General features: G+C 70.0%; 23 protein-coding genes. 4 read left to right on the forward strand and 19 right to left on the reverse strand.

Going from position 1 to position 22810, the window contains the following annotated elements; genetic code table 11:
- Positions 1–9: 9 nt before the first annotated feature.
- The 10 genes from tatC to ACFV6E_RS06590 form a co-directional block, all read right to left on the reverse strand.
- Positions 10–957: a twin-arginine translocase subunit TatC gene (tatC, locus tag ACFV6E_RS06545; RefSeq protein ID WP_385172114.1), complete on the reverse strand. Its 948-nt coding sequence runs from the start codon at positions 955–957 to the stop codon at positions 10–12.
- Positions 958–1004: 47 nt separating this feature from the next.
- Positions 1005–1295, reverse strand: a complete 291-nt coding sequence (gene tatA / locus ACFV6E_RS06550) for a Sec-independent protein translocase subunit TatA (protein ID WP_385172116.1) — start codon at positions 1293–1295, stop codon at positions 1005–1007.
- 262 nt (positions 1296–1557) lie between these two features.
- Positions 1558–1752, reverse strand: coding sequence for a hypothetical protein (locus tag ACFV6E_RS06555; RefSeq protein WP_385172118.1), 195 nt, complete (start codon positions 1750–1752; stop codon positions 1558–1560).
- A gap of 25 nt (positions 1753–1777) precedes the next feature.
- The gene (locus ACFV6E_RS06560; protein ID WP_385172152.1) at positions 1778–2032 is read right to left on the reverse strand and encodes a hypothetical protein; all 255 of its coding nucleotides are present in this window, start codon (positions 2030–2032) and stop codon (positions 1778–1780) included.
- A gap of 38 nt (positions 2033–2070) precedes the next feature.
- Positions 2071–3048, reverse strand: coding sequence for a helix-turn-helix transcriptional regulator (locus ACFV6E_RS06565; RefSeq protein WP_385172155.1), 978 nt, complete (start codon positions 3046–3048; stop codon positions 2071–2073).
- Between the two features lie 79 nt (positions 3049–3127).
- Positions 3128–4105, reverse strand: a complete 978-nt coding sequence (locus tag ACFV6E_RS06570; protein ID WP_385459694.1) for a helix-turn-helix transcriptional regulator — start codon at positions 4103–4105, stop codon at positions 3128–3130.
- Between the two features lie 204 nt (positions 4106–4309).
- Positions 4310–4684: an FKBP-type peptidyl-prolyl cis-trans isomerase gene (locus ACFV6E_RS06575; RefSeq protein WP_385172124.1), complete on the reverse strand. Its 375-nt coding sequence runs from the start codon at positions 4682–4684 to the stop codon at positions 4310–4312.
- Between the two features lie 55 nt (positions 4685–4739).
- The gene (locus ACFV6E_RS06580) at positions 4740–5717 is read right to left on the reverse strand and encodes an FKBP-type peptidyl-prolyl cis-trans isomerase (RefSeq protein WP_385459696.1); all 978 of its coding nucleotides are present in this window, start codon (positions 5715–5717) and stop codon (positions 4740–4742) included.
- A gap of 213 nt (positions 5718–5930) precedes the next feature.
- A complete protein-coding gene (pafA, locus tag ACFV6E_RS06585) occupies positions 5931–7292 on the reverse strand; it encodes a Pup--protein ligase (protein ID WP_385172129.1) in 1362 nt (453 codons plus the stop codon).
- Between the two features lie 9 nt (positions 7293–7301).
- Positions 7302–8561 (reverse strand): MFS transporter, encoded by a 1260-nt coding sequence (locus ACFV6E_RS06590; RefSeq protein WP_385172131.1) that lies wholly within the window; start codon positions 8559–8561, stop codon positions 7302–7304.
- A 119-nt stretch (positions 8562–8680) separates the two neighbouring features.
- Between ACFV6E_RS06590 and ACFV6E_RS06595 the strand changes: the two genes are divergently transcribed.
- Positions 8681–9697 carry a LacI family DNA-binding transcriptional regulator gene (locus ACFV6E_RS06595; RefSeq protein WP_385172133.1) on the forward strand — a complete coding sequence of 339 codons (1017 nt, stop codon included), beginning with the start codon at positions 8681–8683 and terminating at the stop codon, positions 9695–9697.
- A gap of 103 nt (positions 9698–9800) precedes the next feature.
- Here ACFV6E_RS06595 and prcA read toward each other — a convergent pair whose 3' ends face one another.
- The 6 genes from prcA to arc all read right to left on the reverse strand — a co-directional run bounded on the left by prcA (position 9801) and on the right by arc (position 15978).
- Positions 9801–10574: a proteasome subunit alpha gene (gene prcA / locus ACFV6E_RS06600; RefSeq protein ID WP_385172136.1), complete on the reverse strand. Its 774-nt coding sequence runs from the start codon at positions 10572–10574 to the stop codon at positions 9801–9803.
- Between the two features lie 51 nt (positions 10575–10625).
- A complete protein-coding gene (prcB, locus tag ACFV6E_RS06605; RefSeq protein ID WP_385172139.1) occupies positions 10626–11471 on the reverse strand; it encodes a proteasome subunit beta in 846 nt (281 codons plus the stop codon).
- Complete coding sequence (locus tag ACFV6E_RS06610; protein ID WP_385459698.1) at positions 11423–12028, reverse strand: endonuclease VII domain-containing protein; 606 nt, start codon at positions 12026–12028, stop codon at positions 11423–11425. Before ACFV6E_RS06610 ends, prcB begins: the two co-directional genes overlap by 49 nt.
- A gap of 51 nt (positions 12029–12079) precedes the next feature.
- Positions 12080–12298, reverse strand: a complete 219-nt coding sequence (locus ACFV6E_RS06615) for a ubiquitin-like protein Pup (RefSeq protein WP_011027899.1) — start codon at positions 12296–12298, stop codon at positions 12080–12082.
- 167 nt (positions 12299–12465) lie between these two features.
- Complete coding sequence (gene dop, locus ACFV6E_RS06620; protein WP_385172142.1) at positions 12466–13977, reverse strand: depupylase/deamidase Dop; 1512 nt, start codon at positions 13975–13977, stop codon at positions 12466–12468.
- A 234-nt stretch (positions 13978–14211) separates the two neighbouring features.
- Complete coding sequence (gene arc, locus ACFV6E_RS06625; protein WP_385172144.1) at positions 14212–15978, reverse strand: proteasome ATPase; 1767 nt, start codon at positions 15976–15978, stop codon at positions 14212–14214.
- A gap of 253 nt (positions 15979–16231) precedes the next feature.
- Between arc and ACFV6E_RS06630 the strand changes: the two genes are divergently transcribed.
- Complete coding sequence (locus ACFV6E_RS06630; protein ID WP_385172147.1) at positions 16232–16537, forward strand: ferredoxin; 306 nt, start codon at positions 16232–16234, stop codon at positions 16535–16537.
- A gap of 123 nt (positions 16538–16660) precedes the next feature.
- Here ACFV6E_RS06630 and ACFV6E_RS06635 read toward each other — a convergent pair whose 3' ends face one another.
- From ACFV6E_RS06635 to ACFV6E_RS06645, 3 genes are all read right to left on the reverse strand, one after another.
- Complete coding sequence (locus ACFV6E_RS06635; RefSeq protein WP_385172149.1) at positions 16661–17239, reverse strand: hypothetical protein; 579 nt, start codon at positions 17237–17239, stop codon at positions 16661–16663.
- Positions 17240–17424: 185 nt separating this feature from the next.
- The gene (locus tag ACFV6E_RS06640) at positions 17425–18327 is read right to left on the reverse strand and encodes a tRNA (adenine-N1)-methyltransferase (protein WP_031114607.1); all 903 of its coding nucleotides are present in this window, start codon (positions 18325–18327) and stop codon (positions 17425–17427) included.
- A gap of 58 nt (positions 18328–18385) precedes the next feature.
- A complete protein-coding gene (locus ACFV6E_RS06645; protein ID WP_385459775.1) occupies positions 18386–19831 on the reverse strand; it encodes a site-2 protease family protein in 1446 nt (481 codons plus the stop codon).
- A gap of 1305 nt (positions 19832–21136) precedes the next feature.
- Here ACFV6E_RS06645 and ACFV6E_RS06650 point away from each other — a divergent pair.
- Both ACFV6E_RS06650 and ACFV6E_RS06655 read left to right on the forward strand, forming a co-directional pair.
- Positions 21137–22036 (forward strand): RecB family exonuclease, encoded by a 900-nt coding sequence (locus tag ACFV6E_RS06650; RefSeq protein WP_385459777.1) that lies wholly within the window; start codon positions 21137–21139, stop codon positions 22034–22036.
- A gap of 14 nt (positions 22037–22050) precedes the next feature.
- The gene (locus tag ACFV6E_RS06655; RefSeq protein WP_010988071.1) at positions 22051–22722 is read left to right on the forward strand and encodes a response regulator transcription factor; all 672 of its coding nucleotides are present in this window, start codon (positions 22051–22053) and stop codon (positions 22720–22722) included.
- The last annotated feature ends 88 nt before the right edge of the window (positions 22723–22810 follow it).

Genomic DNA, 22810 nt, shown 5'->3' on the forward strand with positions numbered 1-22810 from the left:
GGCGGCCGCTCAGGTCACGTCGTCATAACCGTTGACCCGGTCCTTGCCCGCCTGCTCCGGCAGCGCCCGCCCCGCCGGGACGGCTTCCACCTCGCCGATGTCCTCCGGCGTCAGGTCGAGGTCGGACGCCTCGTCGTCGGCCGGGCCCGCGGCGTCACGCAGCCGCTTGCGGCGGTCGTTGAGCAGCGAGAAGGCGACGGCCCCGAAGTACAGGATCCAGATCGGACCGGCCAGCGCCAGCATGGTCAGCGGGTCCGTGCTGGGCGTGGCGACGGCCGCGAAGACCGTGATGCCCATGATCATGCCGCGCCACCAGCCGAGCATCCGCCGGCCCGTCAGGATGCCGGTCAGATTGAGCATGACCAGCAGCAGCGGCAGCTCGAAGGAGAGCCCGAAGACGACCACCATGCGCGTCACGAGGTCGAGCAGGTCGTCCAGCGGCAGCAGGTTGTCCACGCCGAAGGGCGTGAACTCGATCAGCACCTTCGCGGTGGTGGGCAGCACCTTGTACGCGAAGAAGCCGCCGCCGAGGAAGAGCGGGACGCCGGTCGCGACGAAGGCGTACGCGTACTTCTTCTCGCTCCTGTGCAGTCCCGGCGCGACGAACGCCCAGAGCTGGTACAGCCAGACCGGCGAGGCGAGGACGACGCCCGCCATCAGGGAGACCTTCAGGGCCAGCGTGAACGGCGCGAGCAGACCGTTGATGGTGATCTGCGCGCAGGTCGCGTCCTTGGGCTGCTTGGCCAGTTCCGCGAAGGACTGCGGACAGCCCACCGAGTCCAGCACGGGCTTGGTGAAGAAGTTGATGATGTCGTTGTAGAAGAAGGCGGCGACGATCGTGACGGCGACGATGGCCAGCATCGCCTTCGCGAGCCGGTTGCGGAGCTCACGAAGGTGTTCCGCGAGGGGCATCCGGCCCTCGGGATCCTTCTCCTTCTTGCGGGCAGACTTGAGCAACCCACGTCCTCATCTCGTGCGGCGGGCCGGGGTCGCCCGGCCCTCGGTCAGCGCTTGGTGGTGTCCGTCGGCTCGGCGACCGGACGCGAGCTGGTCACGTCACCGGGCGCGGCCTGGATGGTGCGCTGGGCCGGGGGCTGCTCGTCGGTGTTCGGCGGACCGGCCGGGGCGGAGGAGGAGTCCGACCCCTCGGACTTCATCGCCTTGGCCTCGCTCTTGAGGATGCGCGCGGACTTGCCGAGCGAACGGGCCATGTCCGGAAGCTTCTTCGCGCCGAACAGCAGGATGATGACGACGAGGATGAGAATGATCTCGGGAGCGCCGAGCCTTCCGAACATAATTCTTTACCTTCTCACCGAGGCGACGGGGGTGGGGTGCTGTCCGATCGGCCGGACACCCGTCCGACCATCGCGCTGACAGCGATCGTAACGCTCAGGGGTGAACGCGAGGCAATCCCTGTGCGTACTCCCGGTTCGCGGCCAGGGCCTCGTATTTCCGGGCCGCGACCATGAGCGTACCCGCCCGTCCGGCCAAGTTGACAGGGTGGAACGCCGTCGCGTCGCCGCGCGGGCACGACTCACAGGGCTCGCACAGGCCCGGTCACAGGGCGTCCACAGACCTCGCGGTGATCACCGCGGACCGCTCCAGGTCCTCGGCCGCCCTGTTGATGCGGTGCGCGGACTCCGTCACCTGTTTCCCCAGACGCTCGGCTTCCACGAAGACACGGACGGCGAGCACACCGAGGACGGAGATTCCCAGGAATCCCACAGCGATCGCGAACATCGGCCAGAACATGCGTCGACCCTAGCCCTCCGCGCCGCTACGCGTGCAGGCGCAGCGTGCGGACGCCTCCCCCGGTGAGCAGCTCGACGATGCGCTCGCCCGCGGGCTTGCGCACGCCCTCGCCGCACTCGGGACAGGTGAAGGAGTAGAAGGTGGTTCTGCTGGACGCGCCGATGGCCAGGCGCAGGTCGGCCGCGGACAGCTCGAAGTGGGCCTTGCAGTCGGGGCAGGCGGCTCTGAACAGCACCGTGGCCACTCTGGTCATCCCCGCGAAGGCGGCGGCCACCGTCATCTGCGGTGCGTCGGACGTCCCGGACACGGTCGGCGTGCTCACAGCGCCTGCTCCTGCCTGTCGTACGGCTCGTCTCGTACTTCCTGGGGTCCGTCGTACGCCGCCAGCGCCTCGCGGGCGGCCCGGCGGGCACTCTCCGCGAGGTCGTGCGGCGCCACCATGCGGCCGTCGCGGCCGAGGCGCAGCGCGAGCCGGCGCAGCGAGGCCGGGTCGGGGGCGCGCAGCGTGATCCGCAGCCCGCCGTCGGGCAGCTCCTCGGCGCTGTCGTGCGGGTAGTACTCGGCGACCCAGCGCCCGCCCGGACCGACCTCGACGACCACCTCGGGGTCCTCCGCGGCGGGCTGCACCAGCCCCTCGGAGAGGTCCCGCAGCTCGATCTCGGGCGGCGCGGACGGCTCGTCGAGGATGCGGATCTCGGCGACCCGGTCCAGGCGGAAGGTGCGGCGCGCCTCGGAGCGGCGGCACCACGCCTCCACGTAGGTGTGCCCGACGCTGACCAGGCGGATCGGGTCGATCTCGCGCTCGGTCAGCTCGTCGCGGGCGGGCGAGTAGTAGCGGATCCACAGTCGGCGCCGCTCGGAGATGGCCCGGTCGACGTCGGCGAAGACGCCGCCCTCGGACTCGAAGGTGACCGAGAGCCGGGAGCTGGCGCCCGCCGCCTCGCCCGCTGCGCCCTCCACCTTGGCGGTGGCCCGCAGCAGCGCCTGCCGGTCGCCCTCGCGCAGGCCCGGCAGGGTGGCGACGGCACGCGCGGCCACCAGGAGCGCGGTCGCCTCGTCGGCGGCGAGCCGCAGCGGCTCGGCGGCGTCGGCGCCGAGGGCTGCCGGGTTGTGCCACCAGATGCGGTCGCCGTCGGTGTCGATGTCGAGCAGATCGCCGCCGCGGAAGCTGGTCCCGCACAGCGGCAGCACGTCGAGGTCGGAGATCAGCTCGTCCTCGCTGATCCCGAAGGCCCGGGCGACGTCGCTGACGCGTGCGCCGTTGCGCTCGCGCAGATACGTCACCAGGGACAGCATCCGCCGGGTCTGGTCGATGGCGTTCGCGGGCTTCGCCGGTCTCCCCGCTGCCTTGCCTGTCACGGCCTCGTGTCCCCCCTCAGCCCTTGGCCACGGCGCGCAGCCGGTCCACCACGTCGGCCCGCAGCTCCGCGGGTTCCAGCACCACCACATCGGGCCCGAACTCCACCAGCCAGGCATCCAGCCCGTGCCCGTACGGGATCTCCAGCTCGTCCCAGCCGTCGCCCAGCTCCCGTACGGAGACGGCCTTGGCGCGCAGCGGGTAGCCGGCGCCCGAGCGCAGCTTTATCAGCGCGGAGCGGTCGGCGTTCTCCCCCGCCCAGCTCGCGACGGTCTCCCGGACCGTGACGACGTCCGGGACCCCCGCGGTGAACTTCCCGGAACGGGTGCGGACCTTGCCGGTGATCCGCGAGAGCCGGAAGACGCGCTCGGCGCCGCGGTCGCGGTCGAAGCCCGCCAGGTACCAGTGGCCGCGCCAGCACTCCAGCGCCCACGGCTCCACGGTGCGCGGCTCGGGCCGGGCGGCGTTCGCCTTGCGGTAGTCGAAGGCGACCGGACGGCGGTCCCGGCAGGCCAGCATCAGCGGCTCGAAGGCGGCCTCGTGCACGGGGATGTGCGGCTCCAGGGCGCCGTGCGCCTCGTAGGGGTCGACGCCCTCGGGCAGCCCCGCCGCGCGCAGCTTCTGCAGGGCGCCGCTGGCCGCGCCGGCCAGCCTGGCCTGCTGCCAGACCTTGGCGACCAGGCCGAGCGCCGCGGCCTCCTCGGCGTCCAGGGTGATGGGCGGCAGCCGGTTGCTGTCGCGGCGGGCCAGATAGCCGACCTCGCCGTCCAGGTTCTCCACCGTCTCGATGACCAGTCCGAGTTCGCGCAGGTCGTCCTTGTCGCGCTCGAACATGCGGTTGAAGGAGTCGTCGGCGCCGGGCGTGCCCTTCTCCGGGCCGAACGCCTCGACGTAGGCCTCGATGGACTCGCGCAGCTCGCGCTTGCTGAGCGGCCGCCGCGTCCCGAGCAGACACAGCGCCAGGTTCATCAGCCGCTCGGCCTTGGCAATGGCCATCGACGCCCTTCCCTATGATGCTTCCGACCGATGACCGTACCGCTCCACGGTGGCGCGGCAAAAGCCGAGGGCCCATGCCCGGACAGGCATGAGCCCCAGGTGATCGGGTCCGGTCGACCCTGATCACAGCGTACTCAGGTTACGAGGCCCGGACCGCGGCCCGGTCGCCGTGACGACCCGGCCGGAGCCCGGCTCCCCGGTCCCTCAGACCGCCACCAGATCGCAGACGAAGATCAGCGTCTCGCCGGGAGCGATCCGGCCGCCGCCCGCGCCCCGGTCGCCGTAGGCGAGGTGCGCCGGGATGGTGAGCTGACGGCGCCCGCCGACCTTCATGCCCTGCACGCCCTGGTCCCAGCCCGCGATGACCTGGCCGGCACCGAGCTGGAACTCCAGCGGCGTACCGCGGTTCCAGGAGGCGTCGAACTCCTCGCCGGTGGAGAAGGCCACGCCCACGTAGTGCACCTTGACCTTGTCACCGGCCTTGGCGACCGGCCCGTCGCCCTCCCAGATGTCCTTGATCTCGAGGTCCGCCGGGGGCTCGCCACCCGGGAAGTCGACCTCGGGCTTGTCGATGCTCACTCAATACTCCTTGTTGCGCGGCTTGGTCCCGGACGGTGTCGCTATGACACCTGTGTCAGACCGTTCCGAGGATATCCACTACGAAGACCAGCGTGTTCTTGGCCAGCTCACTGCTGGGGGACGAGCCGTAACCGAGCGAGGGCGGGATCACCAGCAGAACCCGGTCACCCACCTTCTTGCCGACCAGACCCTTGTCCCAGCCGGGCACCACGGCACCGGTACCGATCTGGAAGGCGGTCGCACCGTTGTGGTTCCAGGAGGAGTCGAACGTCTTGCCGTCCTCCCACTTGACCCCGGTGTACTGGGCGATCAGCCCCTGACCCGCCTCGACCTTCTTCCCGTCACCCTCGATCAGCACCTGCTGCTTCAGCTCTTTGGGAGCCTTCTCGCCCTTGGGAATGGTGATGGTCGCCGCCTTCTGCGACTGGGCCTTCACCTCCGGCATGCCCGACGCGGACGCGGCCTGCTTCCCCTCGGCCTCCGCCTTGGAGTCCACGGAAGCGGCACCGACCGCGTCGACCACCCAGACCAGCACATCCGTCTTGGCGATACCCGAGGACGTGTTCAGGTTCTCCCCGATCAGATCGCCCGCGGTGCCCTGCACCAGGACCCGGCTGCCCACCTTCTTGCCCTTGACACCGTTCAGCACCTTGTCGGGCAACTGCTGGCTCTGCTGGCCGATCTGCTCAACAGCCTGCTGACGGGGCGTGGAACCGCTGCTCGCCGACGTCCAGGTGGACCCGAGCTCCTTGGCGCCGTCCCACTTCTCCACCGCCCAGTCCAGGCGCACGAAGTCCGACTTCTTGATCACCTCTCCGTCGCCCTCGGCCACCGTCTTGGTGACCGTGGTCTCGGACGGGTCGTCCTTGGGAAGGGCGATCTTCGGCTTCTCGCCCACCTTCCCCTTGACCGTGGCGACCGCGCCGGCACCGCCTTCGCTGTCGTCGCCGTCAGACCCGCACGCGGCGGCGGTGAACAGCAGGGCGGGCACGGCCAGCAGCGCCACGGCACGGCGCTTCACGTAGTAGTTCATCAGTCCAACTGGGGGATCGGAAGCGGGGCAATGGCCGCCACTCTACGACGTACGCACAGCCGCGCACGGAATACCGCGACACACGGCGCTCCCGGCCGCGTCCGGCCACCGCCCGCCGAACCCCTCCATCAGGCCCCCGGCACACGACGACGCCCGGCGCCCCGGGGCAACCGCACCCCCGGAAGCACCGGGCGTCCCGACGACACCGCCGGCTCACATACCAGCGATCAGCTTCTCCACCCTGTCGTCGACCGAACGGAACGGGTCCTTGCACAGCACCGTGCGCTGCGCCTGGTCGTTCAGCTTCAGATGCACCCAGTCGACCGTGAAGTCACGGCGCTGCTCCTGGGCCCGCCGGATGAAGTCGCCGCGCAGCCGCGCACGCGTGGTCTGCGGCGGCACCGACTTGCCCTCGAAGATCTTCAAATCGTTGCAGATCCGGGTCGCTTGACCCTTCTTCTCCAGCAGGTAGTACAGCCCACGACGACGGTGGATGTCGTGGTACGCCAGGTCTATCTGCGCGACCCGCGGATGCGACATCGTCATGTTGTGCTTGGCCCGGTACCGCTCGATGAGCTTGTACTTCATCACCCAGTCGATCTCGGTACCGATCCGGTCCAGGTCCTCCGACTCGATCGCGTCGAGCGCCCGGCCCCACAGCTCGAGGACCTGCTCCACCGTGCCGGTGCGGATGCCCCGGCGCTCACAGAAGTCCACGGCCTTCTCGTAGTACTCGCGCTGCACCTCCAGCGCCGACGCCTCACGACCACTGGCGAGACGAACCTTGCGACGGCCCGTGATGTCATGGCTGACCTCACGGATCGCCCGGATCGGATTCTCCAGCGTCAGATCACGCATCACCGTGCCCGCCTCGATCATGCGCAGCACCAGATCCGTGGCACCGACCTTCAGCAGCATCGTCGTCTCGGACATGTTCGAGTCACCGACGATCACATGCAGCCTGCGGTAACGCTCCGCGTCCGCGTGCGGCTCGTCACGCGTGTTGATGATCGGCCGGGAACGGGTCGTCGCGGAGCTGACACCCTCCCAGATGTGCTCGGCACGCTGACTCACGCAGTACACGGCACCGCGCGGCGTCTGAAGCACCTTCCCCGCCCCGCACAGCAACTGCCGCGTGACCAGGAACGGAATCAGGATGTCCGCCAGCCGGGAGAACTCCCCGTGCCGGGCCACCAGATAGTTCTCGTGGCACCCGTAGGAGTTGCCCGCCGAGTCGGTGTTGTTCTTGAACAGATATACGTCGCCCGCGATTCCTTCCTCGTGCAGGCGCCGTTCGGCGTCGACCAGGAGTCCTTCCAGAATGCGCTCGCCGGCCTTGTCGTGGGTGACCAGCTCGGTCACGTTGTCACATTCCGGTGTCGCGTACTCCGGATGTGATCCCACGTCGAGATAAAGGCGGGCACCGTTCCGCAGAAAGACATTGCTGCTGCGGCCCCATGACACGACACGGCGGAAGAGGTACCGCGCCACCTCGTCGGGAGACAGGCGGCGCTGTCCCCTGAACGTACACGTGACGCCGTACTCGTTCTCCAGCCCGAAAATGCGGCGGTCCATGACTGAACATTACGCCCGATCCCCGGAGCTGAAACGGGGTTCGGCAGCACGGTTTGGATCATTTTCCGATGAACTCGCAACCACCCCTCCCCCGGCGGGAGCTGCGAGGACCCGCCCCGTCACCAGCAGAACCAGCAACGACACCGCACCCGCCGCGCCCGGCACCGCGAACCCCCACAGCGCCCCGCCCCGCTCCACGACCGGCCCCGCCAGACCCGTCCCCACCGACGCACCCACCGTGAACGTCGTCACAAGCCAGGAGAAAGCCTCGGTGACCGTGCCGCGCGGCGCGTGCCGGTCCACGATCACGAACGCACACGCGATGCACGGCGCCAGGAACACCCCCGCGAGCGCCGTCAGCGCCGTCATCGCCACCGCACCCGGCATCAGCGTCAACGGCAGGTAGCACACCGCCAGAAGCGCCACCAGCGCGCGCAGCCGCCGCTCCGGCGCACCGCTCCACTGCCGCGCCCCGTACACCGACCCGCCCACCAGAGCACCGAGCCCCAGCGCCGCCATCAGCCACCCGTACACCGCGTCCCCGCCGTGATCGTCCGCGTACGGCACCGCAGCCACCGTGATCGAACCCAGCGCCACCCCCACGAACAGGAACGCGCCCAGCAGCGCCAGCAGACCCGGCGAACGCAGCGCGCCCAGCCAGTGCGCCTCACGCGGCGCCGAACGCCACGCCCGCGAAGGCGGCGAGACCACCACCCACAACGCACCCAGGACCCCGATGACGTTCAGCACCAGCAGCGCCGCCCGCGCCGACCACAGCGACACGCACAGCGTCACCAGCAACGGCCCGACGGTGAACATCACTTCCTGCGCCACCGCGTCCATCGCGTACGCCGTGTGCACCCGCTCCTCCCCGCGCAGTACAGAGGGCCACAGAGCACGCAGACCGCCCTCCAGAGGAGGCGTGAAAAGACCCGCCACGGCCATCGACGCGTACGCGGGCGGCAGCGAATCCGTACCGGCCAGGGCGAACACCGTCATCCCCAGCGCGGACACCAGCGCAGCGGGAAGCTGCACACGCGGCTGCCCGTACAGGTCCACGAGCCGGCCCAGCAGCGGCTGACCGACCGCGTTCGCCACCCCGTAGACCGCCGCCAGCGCCCCGGCCAGGCTGTACGTGCCGCCCTCCGCACGCACGAAGAGCACCACGGCGATCGCCGCCGTCGCGTTCGGCAGCCGCCCCACCAGGGTCCCGGCGAGCAGCCGCGCCGCATGCCTCGCCCTGAGGATCTCCAGGTAACCCGCGGCCATTCTCCCTGCCTCCCGAACCGGCGGAGACCGCCTTCAGCGGCCAAAGTTTTACGTATAACGTCGCCGCCCATACGTACCATGAGCCCAGCCCACAGGTCCAGCAGAAAGACAGGTCGACGGTGGCAGCAGGCAGCACCCGCCCCACGAGCCGGGACGTCGCCCAGGCCGCCGGCGTCTCCCAGGCCGCGGTCTCCCTCGTACTCGGCGACAAATGGCGCGGACGCGTCTCCGAAACCACCGCCGACCGCGTCCGCCGCGCCGCCACCGAACTCGGCTACCGCCCCAACCTCGCCGCCCGCAACCTCCGCCTCGGCCGCACCCGCACCGTCCTCCTCGTCGTCCCCGCCCTCACCACCGAATTCTTCGCCGGCGTCTACACCGGCGCCGCCCGCATCGCCGCCCGCCACGGCTTCGGCGTCGTCCTCTACCCCTCCCCCGAAGGCATCGGCCCCGCCCGCGACCCCTTCGGCTCCGCCCCCGCCGCCCTCGACGGCGTCCTCGCCTCCTCCATGGCCGCCGACGCCCTCACCGCCCTCCGCGGCGACCAACTCCCCCTCGTCATGCTCGACAGCGACCCCGAAGGCAGCCTCGGCGCCGCCACCGTCAACCTCGACATCGCCGACGGAGTACGCCAGGTCACCGACCACCTCCTCACCCTCGGCCACCGCCACTTCCTCCACCTCGCCGCCGACATCGCCTCCTGGACCTTCGACGTCCGCGCCCGCGAACTCGCCACCCGCCTCGCCCGCGTCCCCGGCACCCGGCTGCGCACCGCCCCCGCCCCCATCACCATCGACGACGCCCGCGCCGCCGCCGAAACCGCCCTCGCCACCCCCCACGACCGCCCCACCGCCGTCGTCTGCGACGACGACAAACTCGCCGCCGGCGCCTACAAAGCCGCCCGCCGCCTCGGCCTGCGCGTCCCCGACGACCTCTCCGTCACCGGCCTCGACGACCTCGCCCTCGCCACCGCCATCGACCCCGAACTCACCACCGTCCGCCTCGACGCCGAACTCTTCGGCGAACGCGGCATGGCAGCCCTCCTCGCCGTCCTCGAAGGCCACACCCCGACCGGCGGCGACATCCCCGTCCAACTCGTCGTACGCGGCTCCACGGCCCCGCCGAGGCAGCACTGAACACCCAGCACCGAACACCGCCGGAAAAGGCGAGTGCCCCGGCCGGGACGGCCGGGGCACAGCAACAAACATGTGAAGCGCAGAGGAAAGACCGGAAAGACTCCTACTCGTCGTCCTTCGAGATCCCGCCGCTCTCCGCTTCCTCGGCGTCCTCCGCCTCGGTCGCCGTCGACGCGCCACCCGCCTCAAGCAGCCGCCCCAGCTGACCACCCGTGATCCGCTTGAACTTGCGCTGCTGCGGACGCGTACGATCCAGCACCGCGACCTCCAGGCGCTCCGCGGGAATCTCCCGCTCACCGCCGTTCGGCTCCCGCGACAGCGACTGCACCGCCAGCTTCAGCGCCTCCGCGAGCGACATACCGTCCTGATGACGCTGGTCCAGATAACTGCTGATCTGCTCCGCATTACCACCGACCGCCACCGAACCGTGCTCGTCCACGATCGAACCGTCATGCGGCAGCCGATAGATCTGATCACCCTCCGGGGTCTCACCGACCTCGGCCACCACCAGCTCCACCTCGTACGGCTTCTCGGCCGCCGAGGAGAAGATCGTGCCCAGCGTCTGCGCGTAGACATTGGCGAGACCGCGCGCGGTCACGTCGTCCCGGTCATAGGTGTAACCCCGCAGATCGGCATAGCGCACACCACCGATCCGCAGATTCTCGTACTCGTTGTACTTGCCGGCCGCGGCGAAGCCGATCCGGTCGTAGATCTCGCTGAACTTGTGCAGCGCACGGGACGGGTTCTCGCCGACGAAGACGATGCCGTCGGCGTACTGCAACACGACCAGACTGCGGCCGCGGGCAATGCCCTTACGGGCGTACTCCGCCCGGTCGGCCATGGCCTGCTGGGGGGAGACATAGAACGGCGTCGACACCGGTTATCCGTCCCTTTCTGTCGAAGTCACTGGGTCACCAACAAGAGGACATCAGAGCAGCGGGGCCCGCGGGCCGTCCGGCTCCTCCAGACGGCGCTCCAGGATCGCGCGGGCGATGTCCGCCGACTCCGCGTCCGTCAGCCTGCGGAAGCCCTCCTCGGTGATCACCGTGACGATCGGGTAGATCCGGCGGGCGACATCCGGGCCACCCGTCGCCGAGTCGTCGTCGGCCGCGTCGTACAACGCCTGCACGACGAGCGTCGTGGCCTGCTCCTCCGTCAGATCCTCGCGGTACAGCTTCTTGATCGCACCGCGCGCGAAGAGCGAACCCGAACCGGTGGCGGCGTATCCGTGCTCCTCGGAACGGCCACCGGTGACGTCGTACGAGAAGATCCGGCCACGCTCGCGGTCCACGTCGTACCCCGCGAACAGCGGCACCACGGCCAGGCCCTGCATGGCCATGCCCAGGTTGGAACGGATCATCGTGGACAGGCGGTTCGCCTTGCCCTCCAGCGAGAGCGTGGTGCCCTCGACCTTCTCGAAGTGCTCCAGCTCGAGCTGGAACAGCTTCACCATCTCCACAGCCAGACCGGCCGTACCCGCGATGCCCACCGCCGAGTACTCGTCGGCCGGGAACACCTTCTCGATGTCGCGCTGCGCGATGACGTTGCCCATCGTGGCCCGCCGGTCGCCGGCCAGGACCACGCCGCCGGGAAAGGTGACGGACACGATCGTCGTGCCGTGCGGTGCCTCGATCACTCCCTGCACGGGCGGCAGTTGCCGCTTGCCCGGCAGCATCTCCGGCTGGTGATCGGACAGGAAGTCCATGAACGAGGACGACCCGGGCGTCAGGAAGGCAGCCGGTAGACGCCCGGTGCTACGAGTGTTGGCTTCCACGGGGTTCCTTCCAGGTAGGCGGCAGCCCGACGAACAGCATCGGGATCGTCTCCCAACTTGCCGATGGCCGAATTGCAGTTGAAGCACAGTACGCCACGGACCTTACCCGTCTCGTGGCAGTGATCCACATGTACGGCCGGAGCTTTCAGGCAGATAACACAGAGACCCTTTTGAGCAGCGACCATCTCGTCGCGCTGGGCTTCGGTCATGCCGTATTGGCGCTTGAGGTGGCCCGCGCGCCCCTCGGCGGCCCGACACGCCTTGCAGCGCGTCGAAAGCCCGTCCGAGGCCGTTGCATTGCGGTGCCACTCGCTCCACGGCTTGACCTCGCCACAGACCCGGCAGAGCTTGTGCCCGGCCGGAACGTCCACCTTCTCCCGTACCAGCTTTCCCATGGCCTCCCGGCGGCGCCGATAGTGCGCGGCGCTGTACTCCGCCACGCACTCCCGGCACCGCACCTGGAGACCATCACGCCGATTCGCGTCTCGCGCGAAGGCCGCGACGGGCAGCTGCCGCTTGCAGCCCGAGCATCGCTTCGCTTCTGATTCGCCAGCCATCCCAATCCCCCCGAAGCCTTCGAATCAAAGGCGAATGCAAGCCCACACCCGTCACTCGCCGCCTTTTTGCACGAAGCTTCGCACGAAGTCCTCGGCGTTCTCCTCGAGTACGTCATCGATTTCATCGAGGACGGAGTCCACGTCGTCGCTCAGTTTCTCCTGGCGCTCCTTGAGGTCCTCGGAAGCCTGGGCGTCCTGTGCCTGCTCCTCGACCTCCTCGGTAGAGCGCGTGGCCTTCTGCTGTCCGCCGCCGGTGTCCTTGGTCGCCATAACCCTCACCCCGCTCGGTTCGACGTTCTTGATCAGACCCTACAAGCAGGGTCCGACATCGGCCCCGCAGTTGCTACAACGTCCGGGGACCACCTCGATGATTCCCGGACGGCGCCTTTTTCCACCCCGTTCGGCCGCCCCTGGACAGCGGGCGGCTGAGCGGCCGCTCAGCCGCCCGACAGGACCCTGACCAGGTCTTCTGCCGTGCGACAGCGGTCCAGGAGCTCTTTCACGTGATTACGCGTTCCGCGTAGCGGCTCCAGGGTTGGGACGCGCTGGAGGGAGTCGCGGCCGGGGAGGTCGAAGATGACCGAGTCCCAGGAGGCCGCGGCCACGTCGTCGGCGTACTGCTCCAGGCAGCGGCCGCGGAAGTAGGCGCGGGTGTCCTCGGGGGGCTTGGTCCTGGCGCGTTCGACATCGGTCTCGTCGAGCAGCCGTTTGATCTTGCCGCGGGCCGCGAGACGGTTGTAGAGGCCCTTCTCGGCCCGTACGTCGGCGTACTGGAGGTCGACGAGGTGGAGCCGGGCCGCGTCCCAGTCGAGATTGTCGCGGCGCCGGTAGCCCTCCATGAGCTCTCGTTTGGCGACCCAGTCGAGCTCTCCTGACAGGCTCATGGGGTCGTTCTCGAGGCGGTTGAGGGTGTCTTCCCAGCGGGCGAGGACGTCCTTGGTCTGGTCGTCGGCGTCGGCTCCGTAGCGCTCCTCGACGTATTTGCGGGAGAGCTCGTAGTACTCCATCTGGAGCTGTACGGCGGTGAGTGTACGGCCGCTGCGGAGCGTGACGAGGTGCTTGAGGGAGGGGTCGTGGGAGACCTGGTGGAGGGCGCGTACGGGCTGGTCGACGGCGAGGTCGACGGCGATGAAGCCGTCCTCGATCATGGACAGGACCAGGGCGGTCGTGCCCAGCTTGAGGTAGGTCGAGATCTCGGAGAGGTTCGCGTCGCCGATGATCACGTGCAGGCGGCGGTACTTCTCAGCGTCCGCGTGTGGTTCGTCGCGGGTGTTGATGATCGGGCGCTTGAGGGTGGTCTCCAGGCCCACCTCGACCTCGAAGTAGTCGGCGCGCTGGCTGAGCTGGAAGCCGTGTTCGTGGCCGTCCTGGCCGATGCCGACGCGTCCCGCGCCGGTGACGACCTGGCGGGAGACGAAGAACGGGGTGAGGTGGCGCACGATGTCCGAGAACGGGGTCTCCCGTTTCATCAGGTAGTTCTCGTGCGTGCCGTAGGAGGCGCCTTTGTTGTCGGTGTTGTTCTTGTAGAGGTGGATCGGCTGGGCGCCGGGGAGCTGGGCGGCGCGTTCGGCGGCTTCTGCCATGATGCGTTCGCCGGCCTTGTCCCAGAGGACGGCGTCGAGGGGGTTGGTGACCTCCGGGGCGCTGTACTCGGGGTGTGCGTGGTCGACGTAGAGCCGTGCTCCGTTGGTGAGGATGACGTTGGCGAGGCCGATGTCCTCGTCGGTGAGCTGGCTGGAGTCGGCGGCCTCGCGGGCGAGGTCGAAGCCTCGCGCGTCGCGCAGCGGGTTCTCCTCCTCGAAGTCCCAGCGGGCGCGTCGGGCCCGGTGCATCGCCGCCGCGTAGGCGTTGACGATCTGGGACGAGGTGAGCATGGCATTGGCATTGGGGTGGCCGGGGACGGAGATTCCGTACTCCGTCTCGATGCCCATTACTCGCCGTACGGTCATGCGGCCCTCCTTGCCCGGCGGCGTCCTCGGTCGGGGACGCTGCTCAAGTACCGCTGGTGCTCCGGTGCGTGTGCGGTGCCCGTCCCCGCACTGCGCGACTCGGCGGTACGAAAGAGCCTAGAACGCCTTTGCGCTGGTGGGGAGATCATTTGCGTCATTGCCTTGCTCCGGGTGTGCCCTGGAAAGCAGTCGGCTGCGGGTACCCGTTGTGGGCACCCGCAGCCGCCCTGTTTTTTACAGGTACTGACCGGTGTTCGCCACCGTGTCGATGGAGCGTCCGGTGTCGGCGCCCTGCTTTCCGGTGACGAGGGTACGGATGTACACGATCCGTTCGCCCTTCTTGCCGGAGATGCGGGCCCAGTCGTCGGGGTTGGTGGTGTTGGGCAGGTCTTCGTTCTCCTTGAACTCGTCCACGCATGCCTGGAGGAGGTGGGAGACGCGCAGGCCCTTCTGGTTCTGTTCGAGGAAGGCCTTGATGGCCATCTTCTTGGCGCGGCCGACGATGTTTTCGATCATGGCGCCGGAGTTGAAGTCCTTGAAGTAGAGGACTTCCTTGTCGCCGTTGGCGTAGGTGACCTCGAGGAAGCGGTTTTCCTCGGATTCGGCGTACATCTGTTCCACGGCAGTCTGGATCATGCCGTGGACGGTGGCGGCGCGGTCGCCTCCGTGTTCGCCGAGGTCGTCGGTGTGCAGCGGGAGCCGTTCGGTGAGGTACTTGCCGAAGATGTCCTTGGCGGCCTCGGCGTCCGGGCGCTCGATCTTGATTTTCACGTCGAGCCGGCCGGGGCGCAGGATGGCGGGGTCGATCATGTCCTCGCGGTTGGAGGCGCCGATGACGACCACGTTCTCCAGGCCTTCGACGCCGTCGATCTCGGCGAGGAGCTGGGGGACGATGGTGTTCTCCACGTCCGAGCTGACGCCGGATCCGCGGGTGCGGAAGAGGGATTCCATCTCGTCGAAGAAGACGATGACGGGGGTGCCCTCGCTGGCCTTTTCGCGGGCGCGCTGGAAGACGAGGCGGATCTGCCGCTCGGTCTCGCCGACGTATTTGTTGAGGAGCTCGGGGCCCTTGATGTTGAGGAAGAAGCTCTTGCCCGCGGCCTGGCCGGTGACTTCGGCGACCTTCTTGGCCAGCGAGTTGGCGACGGCCTTGGCGATGAGCGTCTTGCCGCATCCGGGGGGTCCGTAGAGCAGTACGCCCTTGGGCGGGCGCAGTTCGTGCTCCCTGAACAGGTCGGGGTAGAGGTAGGGGAGTTCTACGGCGTCGCGGATCAGTTCGATCTGGTTGCCCAGGCCGCCGATCTGTTCGTAGCCGATGTCCGGGACCTCTTCGAGGACGAGTTCTTCGACCTCGCTCTTGGGGACGACCTCGTAGACGTAGCCGGAGCGGGGTTCGAGCAGGAGGGCGTCGCCGGGCCGGATGGTGACGTCCAGCAGGGGCTCGGCGAGCCGTACGACTCGTTCCTCGTCGGTGTGTCCCACTACGAGGGCGCGCTCGCCGTCCTCGAGGATCTCCTTGAGGGTGACGATGTCGCCGACGCTCTCGTACTCCATGGCTTCGACCACGTTGAGTGCTTCGTTGAGCATCACTTCCTGGCCGCGCCTGAGTTCTTCGAGCTCGACGCTGGGGCTGACGTTCACCCGGAGCTTGCGGCCGCCGGTGAAGATGTCGGCCGTGCCGTCCTCGTTCGCCGTGAGGAAGACACCGAAGCCGGCCGGTGGCTGTGCGAGCCGGTCGACTTCTTCCTTGAGGGCCACGATCTGGTCGCGGGCCTCGCGGAGTGTGTTGGCGAGCCGCTCGTTCTGTGCGGACACGCCGGCCAGATTGGTCTGCAGCTCGACGATCCGCTCTTCGAGAATCCTCGTATGCCGCGGAGAGTCGGCGAGCTTGCGCCGCAGGACGGCGATCTCCTGCTCAAGGTAGGCAATCTGCCCGGCGGGGTCGTCGGACCCTCGTCCCGGGCGGATGCCGCGGTTCATGTCGTCGTCGTGGGCTGCCACGGTCCTCACCTCCTCCAAGGGGAGCTGGACGCTTCCAGACCCTACCTGGGTGGGTGTCGATTAAAACCCCTAGATCACAAAGACTGTCGGGGTGTGTCCGATCTTCACCCTTGCGCTCTCCCTCACGCCAGGGGAATACCCACCCATCATGATTGGAAAGCGGGCGGAGGTAGGGTCGAAGTGTTCAACACCCGTCAGAGCTGGCCCGACTTGTCCGCGAATCGGAGCGCTCGACGCAGGAAACGGCAGGAGAATGACCGTGCAGCAGGAGGCAGGAGCCGACGCCGAGGCGCTCGAGGTCTGGATCGATCAGGATCTCTGTACCGGCGACGGCATCTGTGCCCAGTACGCTCCCGAGGTCTTTGAGCTGGACATCGACGGTCTGGCGTATGTGAAGGGCTCGGACGACGAGCTGTTGCAGACGCCGGGGGCCACAACGCCGGTGCCCCTGCCGCTTCTGCGGGATGTCACCGACTCGGCGAAGGAGTGCCCGGGCGACTGCATCCATGTACGGCGGGTTTCGGACAGGGTCGAGGTGTACGGACCAGACGCGGAGTGAGCCGAGTGGCCCGGCGGGCGGTCGGCGCCGGGGCGGCGAGTGGTCTTCCTCACGTGCATGACCTTCCTCACGCGCGCGGGCCGCTTCATGTGTGCGGGCCGCTCCACGCGCGCGCGGGTCGTGTCACACGCTGTGGGCCTGGGGCGCCGTGGAGCGGACGAACGCGCCGTTCTTCCACTGCCACTTGGCGTGATCGGTGACGTCGGGGCAGCAACTGGGCACGTCGGCCGAGGAGTAGCCGAGCACGGTCGCGGTGACGGCGCCGTCGCGGACGGCGAAGTCCGTGACGTTCTGCCGGTCCTTGGGGTCGATGAGGGTGGCGACCACGCGGGGCTTGGCCGCGCCGGGTGCCTGGGTGAGGACGTAGACGCCGTTGGGCGGGGTGCCCATGCCGGCGTCGCAGCGGACGACGGCCACGGTCTCGGGGCTGCCGTCGCCGTCGAGGTCGCCGGATGCCTTTTTCTGCACGACCAGCTTCACGGGTCCGCAGTCGAGCGGGAAGTCGGCGCGGGCCGGGTCGGGGGCCGCGGCGGCGGTCTGAGTGTGGGTCTTCGCGCCGGTCCCGGGCTGGGCGGCCGTGGCCGCGTCGGGCTGGAGGAACGAGGACAGCGCGACGACTCCCGCCAGGGCGGTGGCGGTGGCGAGCCAGTGCAAGGGGCTGGTGTGCGTGTGCGCCAGTTCCGGAACCGGGGATTGCTGCACGAGGAGCGTCTCCTGTGAGGACTGTGCCGGTGGGGGTGGCCAGCATGGTGCCACACGTCACACCGGGGCGGAACGGCGGGGTCGTCTCTTGTGGCGGTGAGCCGGGGCGGAGCGGGGGAAAAGTGCTGTGGCCGAGTTCCCGGGGGCGTCCGGGAACTCGGCCACAGTCGTGGTGCGTTGGAGGATCAGCGGGCGGTGCCGCCGTCGGCGTTCGGGCCGGCGTAGTCCTCGCCGTAGGCGCCCTTGGCGGGGCGGCGGCGGCGCATGGGCGGTTCGACGCCGTCCGCGAGGCGGCGGGCGGTGAGCAGGAAGCCGGTGTGGCCGATCATCCTGTGGTCCGGGCGGACGGCCAGGCCCTCGATGTGCCAGTTGCGGATCATCGTCTCCCAGGAGGTGGGCTCGTTGAAGCAGCCGATCTCCCGGATGGACTCGACGGTCCGGGCGAGCTGGGTGGTGGTCGCCACGTAGCAGCACAGGATGCCGCCGGGGACGAGCGCCTTGGAGACGGCCTCCAGGCACTCCCAGGGGGCCAGCATGTCGAGGATGACCCGGTCGACGTCGGTGTCGGAGAGGTTGTCCTGGAGGTCGCCGACGGTGAGCTGCCAGGCGGGGTGCGGGCCGCCGAAGTAGCGCTCGACGTTGGCCTGCGCGATCTCGGCGAAGTCCGCGCGGCGCTCGTAGCTGTGCAGCATGCCCTGGTCGCCGATGGCGCGCAGCAGGAAGCTGCTGAGCGAGCCGGAGCCGACGCCGGCCTCCACGACGCGGGCGCCGGGGAAGATGTCGGCGAAGGCGAGGATCTGCCCCGCGTCCTTGGGGTAGACCACGGCGGCGCCGCGGGGCATGGACAGGACGTAGTCGGGGAGCAGGGGGCGCAGCGCGAGGTAGGCGACGTTCCCCGTGGTGCGGACAACGCTGCCCTCGGGTGCGCCGATCAGTTCGTCGTGCGGGAAGGAACCCTTGTGGGTGTGGAAGTTCTTCCCGGCCTCGAGCGTGAACGTGTAGTGGCGGCCCTTGGGGTCGGTCAGCTGAACCTGGTCCCCGACCTTGAAGGGCCCGCGTCTGCGGGCGGCACCGGTCGGTTCGGACATGTGACCAGCCTACCGGTCCCGGCGGAAGCCGCAGACCACGGGCGCCGGGGGCGGGTTTCTACGTGGAGGGGCGGGCCATGGCTTTGACGAAGGCGCGCTCGACGTCGGCCGCGGAGAGGACGCCGTAGATCTCGCCGGAGTCCTCGACGACCAGGTACTCGGTGGCGGGGGTGGCGCGCAGGACGTCGAGGAGCTGTTCGCCGGCGAGTTCGGCGGAGACGCGCATGCCCTCGGTGAGGTCCTGGGCGAGGCCGCTGACCGCGACCCAGGGGCGGCGGTGTTCGGGGACGCCGACGATGGCGGCCTCGCGGACCAGGGAGAGCGGTTCGCCGTCGGCGTCGACGACGACGAGGGCGCGGGCGCCGACCTCGTTGGCGCGGCGCAGCGCCTCGGAGAGCGGGGTGCTGGTCTCCACGGGGACGGCGCGGCGGGTGAGTGAGCGGGCGCGTAGTTCGGGCAGGTGTTCGCGGAGCCGGGCCATGCGCAGACTGTTCCCGGCGCCGGTCCAGATGATCGCGGCGAGGATCGCGGCGAGCAGGGCGTCCATGACGGTGTCCATGCCGCCGATGTCCTCGGGGGCGTCGCCGAGCGCGCCGGACTGGGTGAGCAGGGGCAGTCCGATGAGTACGGAGACGGCGAGGGCGCGGCCGACCCAGGCGGCGGCGACGGTGCCGCTCATGGGCTTGCCGGTGATCTTCCAGACGACCGCGCGGAGCATGCGGCCGCCGTCGAGGGGCAGGCCCGGCAGCAGGTTGAAGGCGGCGACGATGAGGTTGGAGATCATCAGGCCTGCGAGCAGGACGCCGGGGACGGTGCCCGGTTCGACGGTCTGCATGGCGAGGTAGAAGACGCCCGCGAGGACGAGGGAGAGCAGGGGGCCGACGAAGGCCAGCACGAATTCGCGGCCCGGGGTGTCGGACTCCTTCTCGATCTCCGAGACGCCGCCGAAGAACTGGAGCTGGATCCGGCGGACCGGCAGTTTGAAGCGGAGGGCTGCGACGGTGTGGGCGAGCTCGTGGACGAGGACGGAGGCGTAGAAGGCGACGGCGAAGAAGAGGGAGACGAGGTAGCGCAGGCCGCCGAGTTCCGGCAGTACGCGGTCGAGCTGGCCGCCGAAGACCCAGGTGATCAGTGCGGCTACGAGGAACCAGCTCGGTGCGACGTACACGGGTACGCCGAAGGGGCGGCCCATGAGCAGCCCGCCCCCGGGTTCCCGGGACCGCCGCGCAGGCCTCCGGCCCGGCCCGGCCCCGTGCCCACCGGCCCCGACCCCGGCGGACGCCTCGGCACGGTGCTCGGCGGGCCGGGGGCCGGGGGCGCCGTGGGCGGATGGGGCGACCGGGGACGGGGGCGCGTCGGGGGGCGGGGGCTGGGGGGTGTCGTGCGTCGCGGGGGCCGGTGCGGCCGGCTGGGAGTCGGGGGCGGGCTCGCTCGGAGAGGGCCGGCTCGGGACGGCTTCACCGGCGGGTGCACTCGGAGAGGGCCGGCTCGACTCGGGGTGCAGGGACCGGGGGGCGTCGCCGTCGGCGGGGCCCGTGGGCTGGGGGGAGGTCTTCTGGCCCGCCGGGCCAGGGGGCTGCGAGGAGGTGTCCTGGCCCGCCGAGCCAGGGGGCTGGGCGGAGTCTGGGTCCTTCGGGGCCGCGGTACGGGTGCCGCTGTCGCCCTCCGGGCTGGTGCGCTGGGAGGGGTGCTGGTCCCGCGAGCCCGCGGAACGGACGCTGCCGTCACCCTCCGAGCCCGCCGAACCAGCGCTGCCGTCGCTCTCTGAGCCCGTCGGCCGGGAGGTGTCCTGGCCCTGCGAGCCGGCAAGCCGAGCGGGGTCGTGGCCTTCCGGGCCCGCCGAACCAGCGCCGCCGTCGTCCTCCGGGCTCGTCGGCCGAGCGGTGTCCTGGTCCTTCGGGCCCGCGGAACGGACGCTTCCGTCGTCCTCCGAGCCCGTCAGCCGGGACGGGCTCTGGCCCTCCGGACCCACGGTACGAGCGCTGCCGTTGCCCTCCGAGCCCGTCGGCCGGGACGTGCTCTGGGCCTCCGGGCCCGCGGAACCGGCGCTGGCGTCCTTCTCCGAGCCGGTCGGGCCCGGCGGCCGGGGCGGGTTCTGGCCGTCCGAGGTCGGAGGGGCGGCCGGGTCGTGGTGGTTCGGGTTCGGTGCCGTCGGCGCCGTGGGGGCGTCGTGCTGGTCCGTGAGGGGACGCGTGGTGTCCGTGGCCGGAGGTGCCGTAGGGCCCGTCCGGCGCCCGGCCGCCGCGTCGTTGCCGGACCGCGGCTTCCCGCTCCCGCCGCTCTCGTCCACGATGTCCCCTCGTTCGAAGCGTCTGCCCGCTCCCGGTCACGCAGGGCGGGAGGGTCTCTGGTCGATGGTATGCGGCCGTCGCGGTACGTTCCGCCCCGGCACCCCTTCTGTTTCCCCAGCCGTCCCGGCCGCCTCACGCGCGGCGGACGGAGGGCCGGGCCTACGGCGCGGCTGCGTCGATGTCAGTGTCCGGCCGTAAGGTCTGTGGTCATGGAGACGAGCACCGAGGACACGGCGGGCACCGGCGCCGGCGGTTCCGCACGGACGGCCGCGGCCGACCGGACCGGCGTGACAGGCGTGCCTGCCGTGGCAGGCACGCCCGGCGTGACAAGCGTGCCCGACACGGCAGCCGTGCCCGACGCGGCAGGCACCGAAGACGGCTGCACCCCCGCCACCACCACGGCCGCCGCCTCCACCCCCGCCACCGCCGAGCCCATAGATACGCAGGGCACGACGCCCGCCACCGCACCCGACCCGGCCGCCGCCTCCACGCCCGACGCCTCCGCACCCGACCCGGCCGTGGCCGCAGCCACCCCGTCAACCCCCGCCAACCGTACGAGCCCCTCCCCCGCTCCCCCCTCCTCGCTCTCGCCCTCGCGGGCCAGTGACTTCATGCAGTGTCCGTTGCTGTACCGCTTCCGGGTGATCGACAAGCTTCCCGAGAAGCCCAGCGAGGCCGCCACGCGGGGCACGCTGGTGCACTCGGTGCTCGAGCGGCTCTTCGACGCGCCGGCCACGGAGCGCACCGCGCCGCGGGCCAAGTCCCTGATCCCCGGCCAGTGGGACCGGTTGCGGGAGACCCGGCCCGAGGTGACCGAGCTGTTCGCCGACGATCCCGAGGGCGAGCGGATGGCGCGCTGGCTGGGCGAGGCGGAGCGGCTGGTGGAGCGCTGGTTCACGCTGGAGGACCCGACCCGTCTGGAGCCCGCCGAGCGGGAGCTGTTCGTGGAGGCCAGTCTCGATTCGGGGCTGAAGCTGCGCGGCATCATCGACCGGGTCGACGTCGCGCCGACGGGCGAGGTCCGGATCGTCGACTACAAGACGGGCAAAGCCCCCCGCCCCGAGTACGCCGAAGGGGCCCTGTTCCAGATGAGGTTCTACGCCCTGGTCGTCTGGCGGCTGAAGCGGGTGGTGCCGCGCCGGCTCCAGCTCGTCTATCTCGGCAGCGGCGACGTGCTGACGTACGACCCGGTCGTCGCGGACCTGGAGCGGGTGGAGCGCAAGCTGCTGGCGCTGTGGGAAGCGATCCGGCTGGCGACCGAGACGGGTGACTGGCGGCCGCGGCCGACCAAGCTCTGCGGCTGGTGCGACCACCAGGCGGTCTGTCCGGAATTCGGGGGTACGCCCCCGCCGTATCCGCTGCCGGTCAGGGCACCCGGGGCCGCTGTGGCCGAGCAGGGCAGAATGGGGCCGGACTAGCGAAGGAGACTTACGTGGCCATCCGCGTCCTACTGGTCGACGACCAGCCCCTGCTGCGTACCGGCTTCCGGATGATCCTGGAGGCCGAGCAGGACCTTGCGGTCGTCGGCGAGGCCGGAGACGGCCTCCAGGCCCTCGATCAAGTACGTGCGCTCCAGCCCGATGTGGTCCTGATGGACATCCGCATGCCGCGGATGGACGGGGTCGAGGCGACCCGGCAGATCACCGGCCCTGGCCGGGACGGACCGGCGAAGGTGCTCGTGCTGACCACCTTCGACCTCGACGAGTACGTGGTGGAGGCGCTGCGCGCGGGTGCCAGCGGTTTCCTGCTGAAGGACGCGCCGGCCAACGAGCTGGTGCAGGCGATCCGGGTGGTCGCGGCGGGCGAGGCGATGCTCGCGCCGAGCATCACGCGCCGCCTCCTGGACAAGTACGCGGGGCATCTGCCCTCGGGTGACGAGCCCGTTCCGGACACGCTGCACACACTGACCGAGCGCGAGGTCGAGGTGCTGAAGCTGGTGGCACGCGGGCTGTCGAACGCGGAGATCGCGGCCGATCTGTTCGTCAGCGAGACCACGGTGAAGACACATGTGGGGCACGTGCTGACCAAGCTGGGGCTGCGCGACCGGGTGCAGGCGGCGGTGTACGCGTACGAGAGCGGGCTGGTGCGGCCCGGCGCGCAGTAGCCAACCCGCCCCACCCGTTGTCCACGCACGGAACGCGCGCCGATACGCCGAGGGCGCCCCAGCCCGCTGTCGGGAGGGGGCGCCCTCG

The sequence above is a fragment of the Streptomyces sp. NPDC059785 genome (assembly GCF_042732375.1).
Taxonomy (GTDB): domain Bacteria; phylum Actinomycetota; class Actinomycetes; order Streptomycetales; family Streptomycetaceae; genus Streptomyces.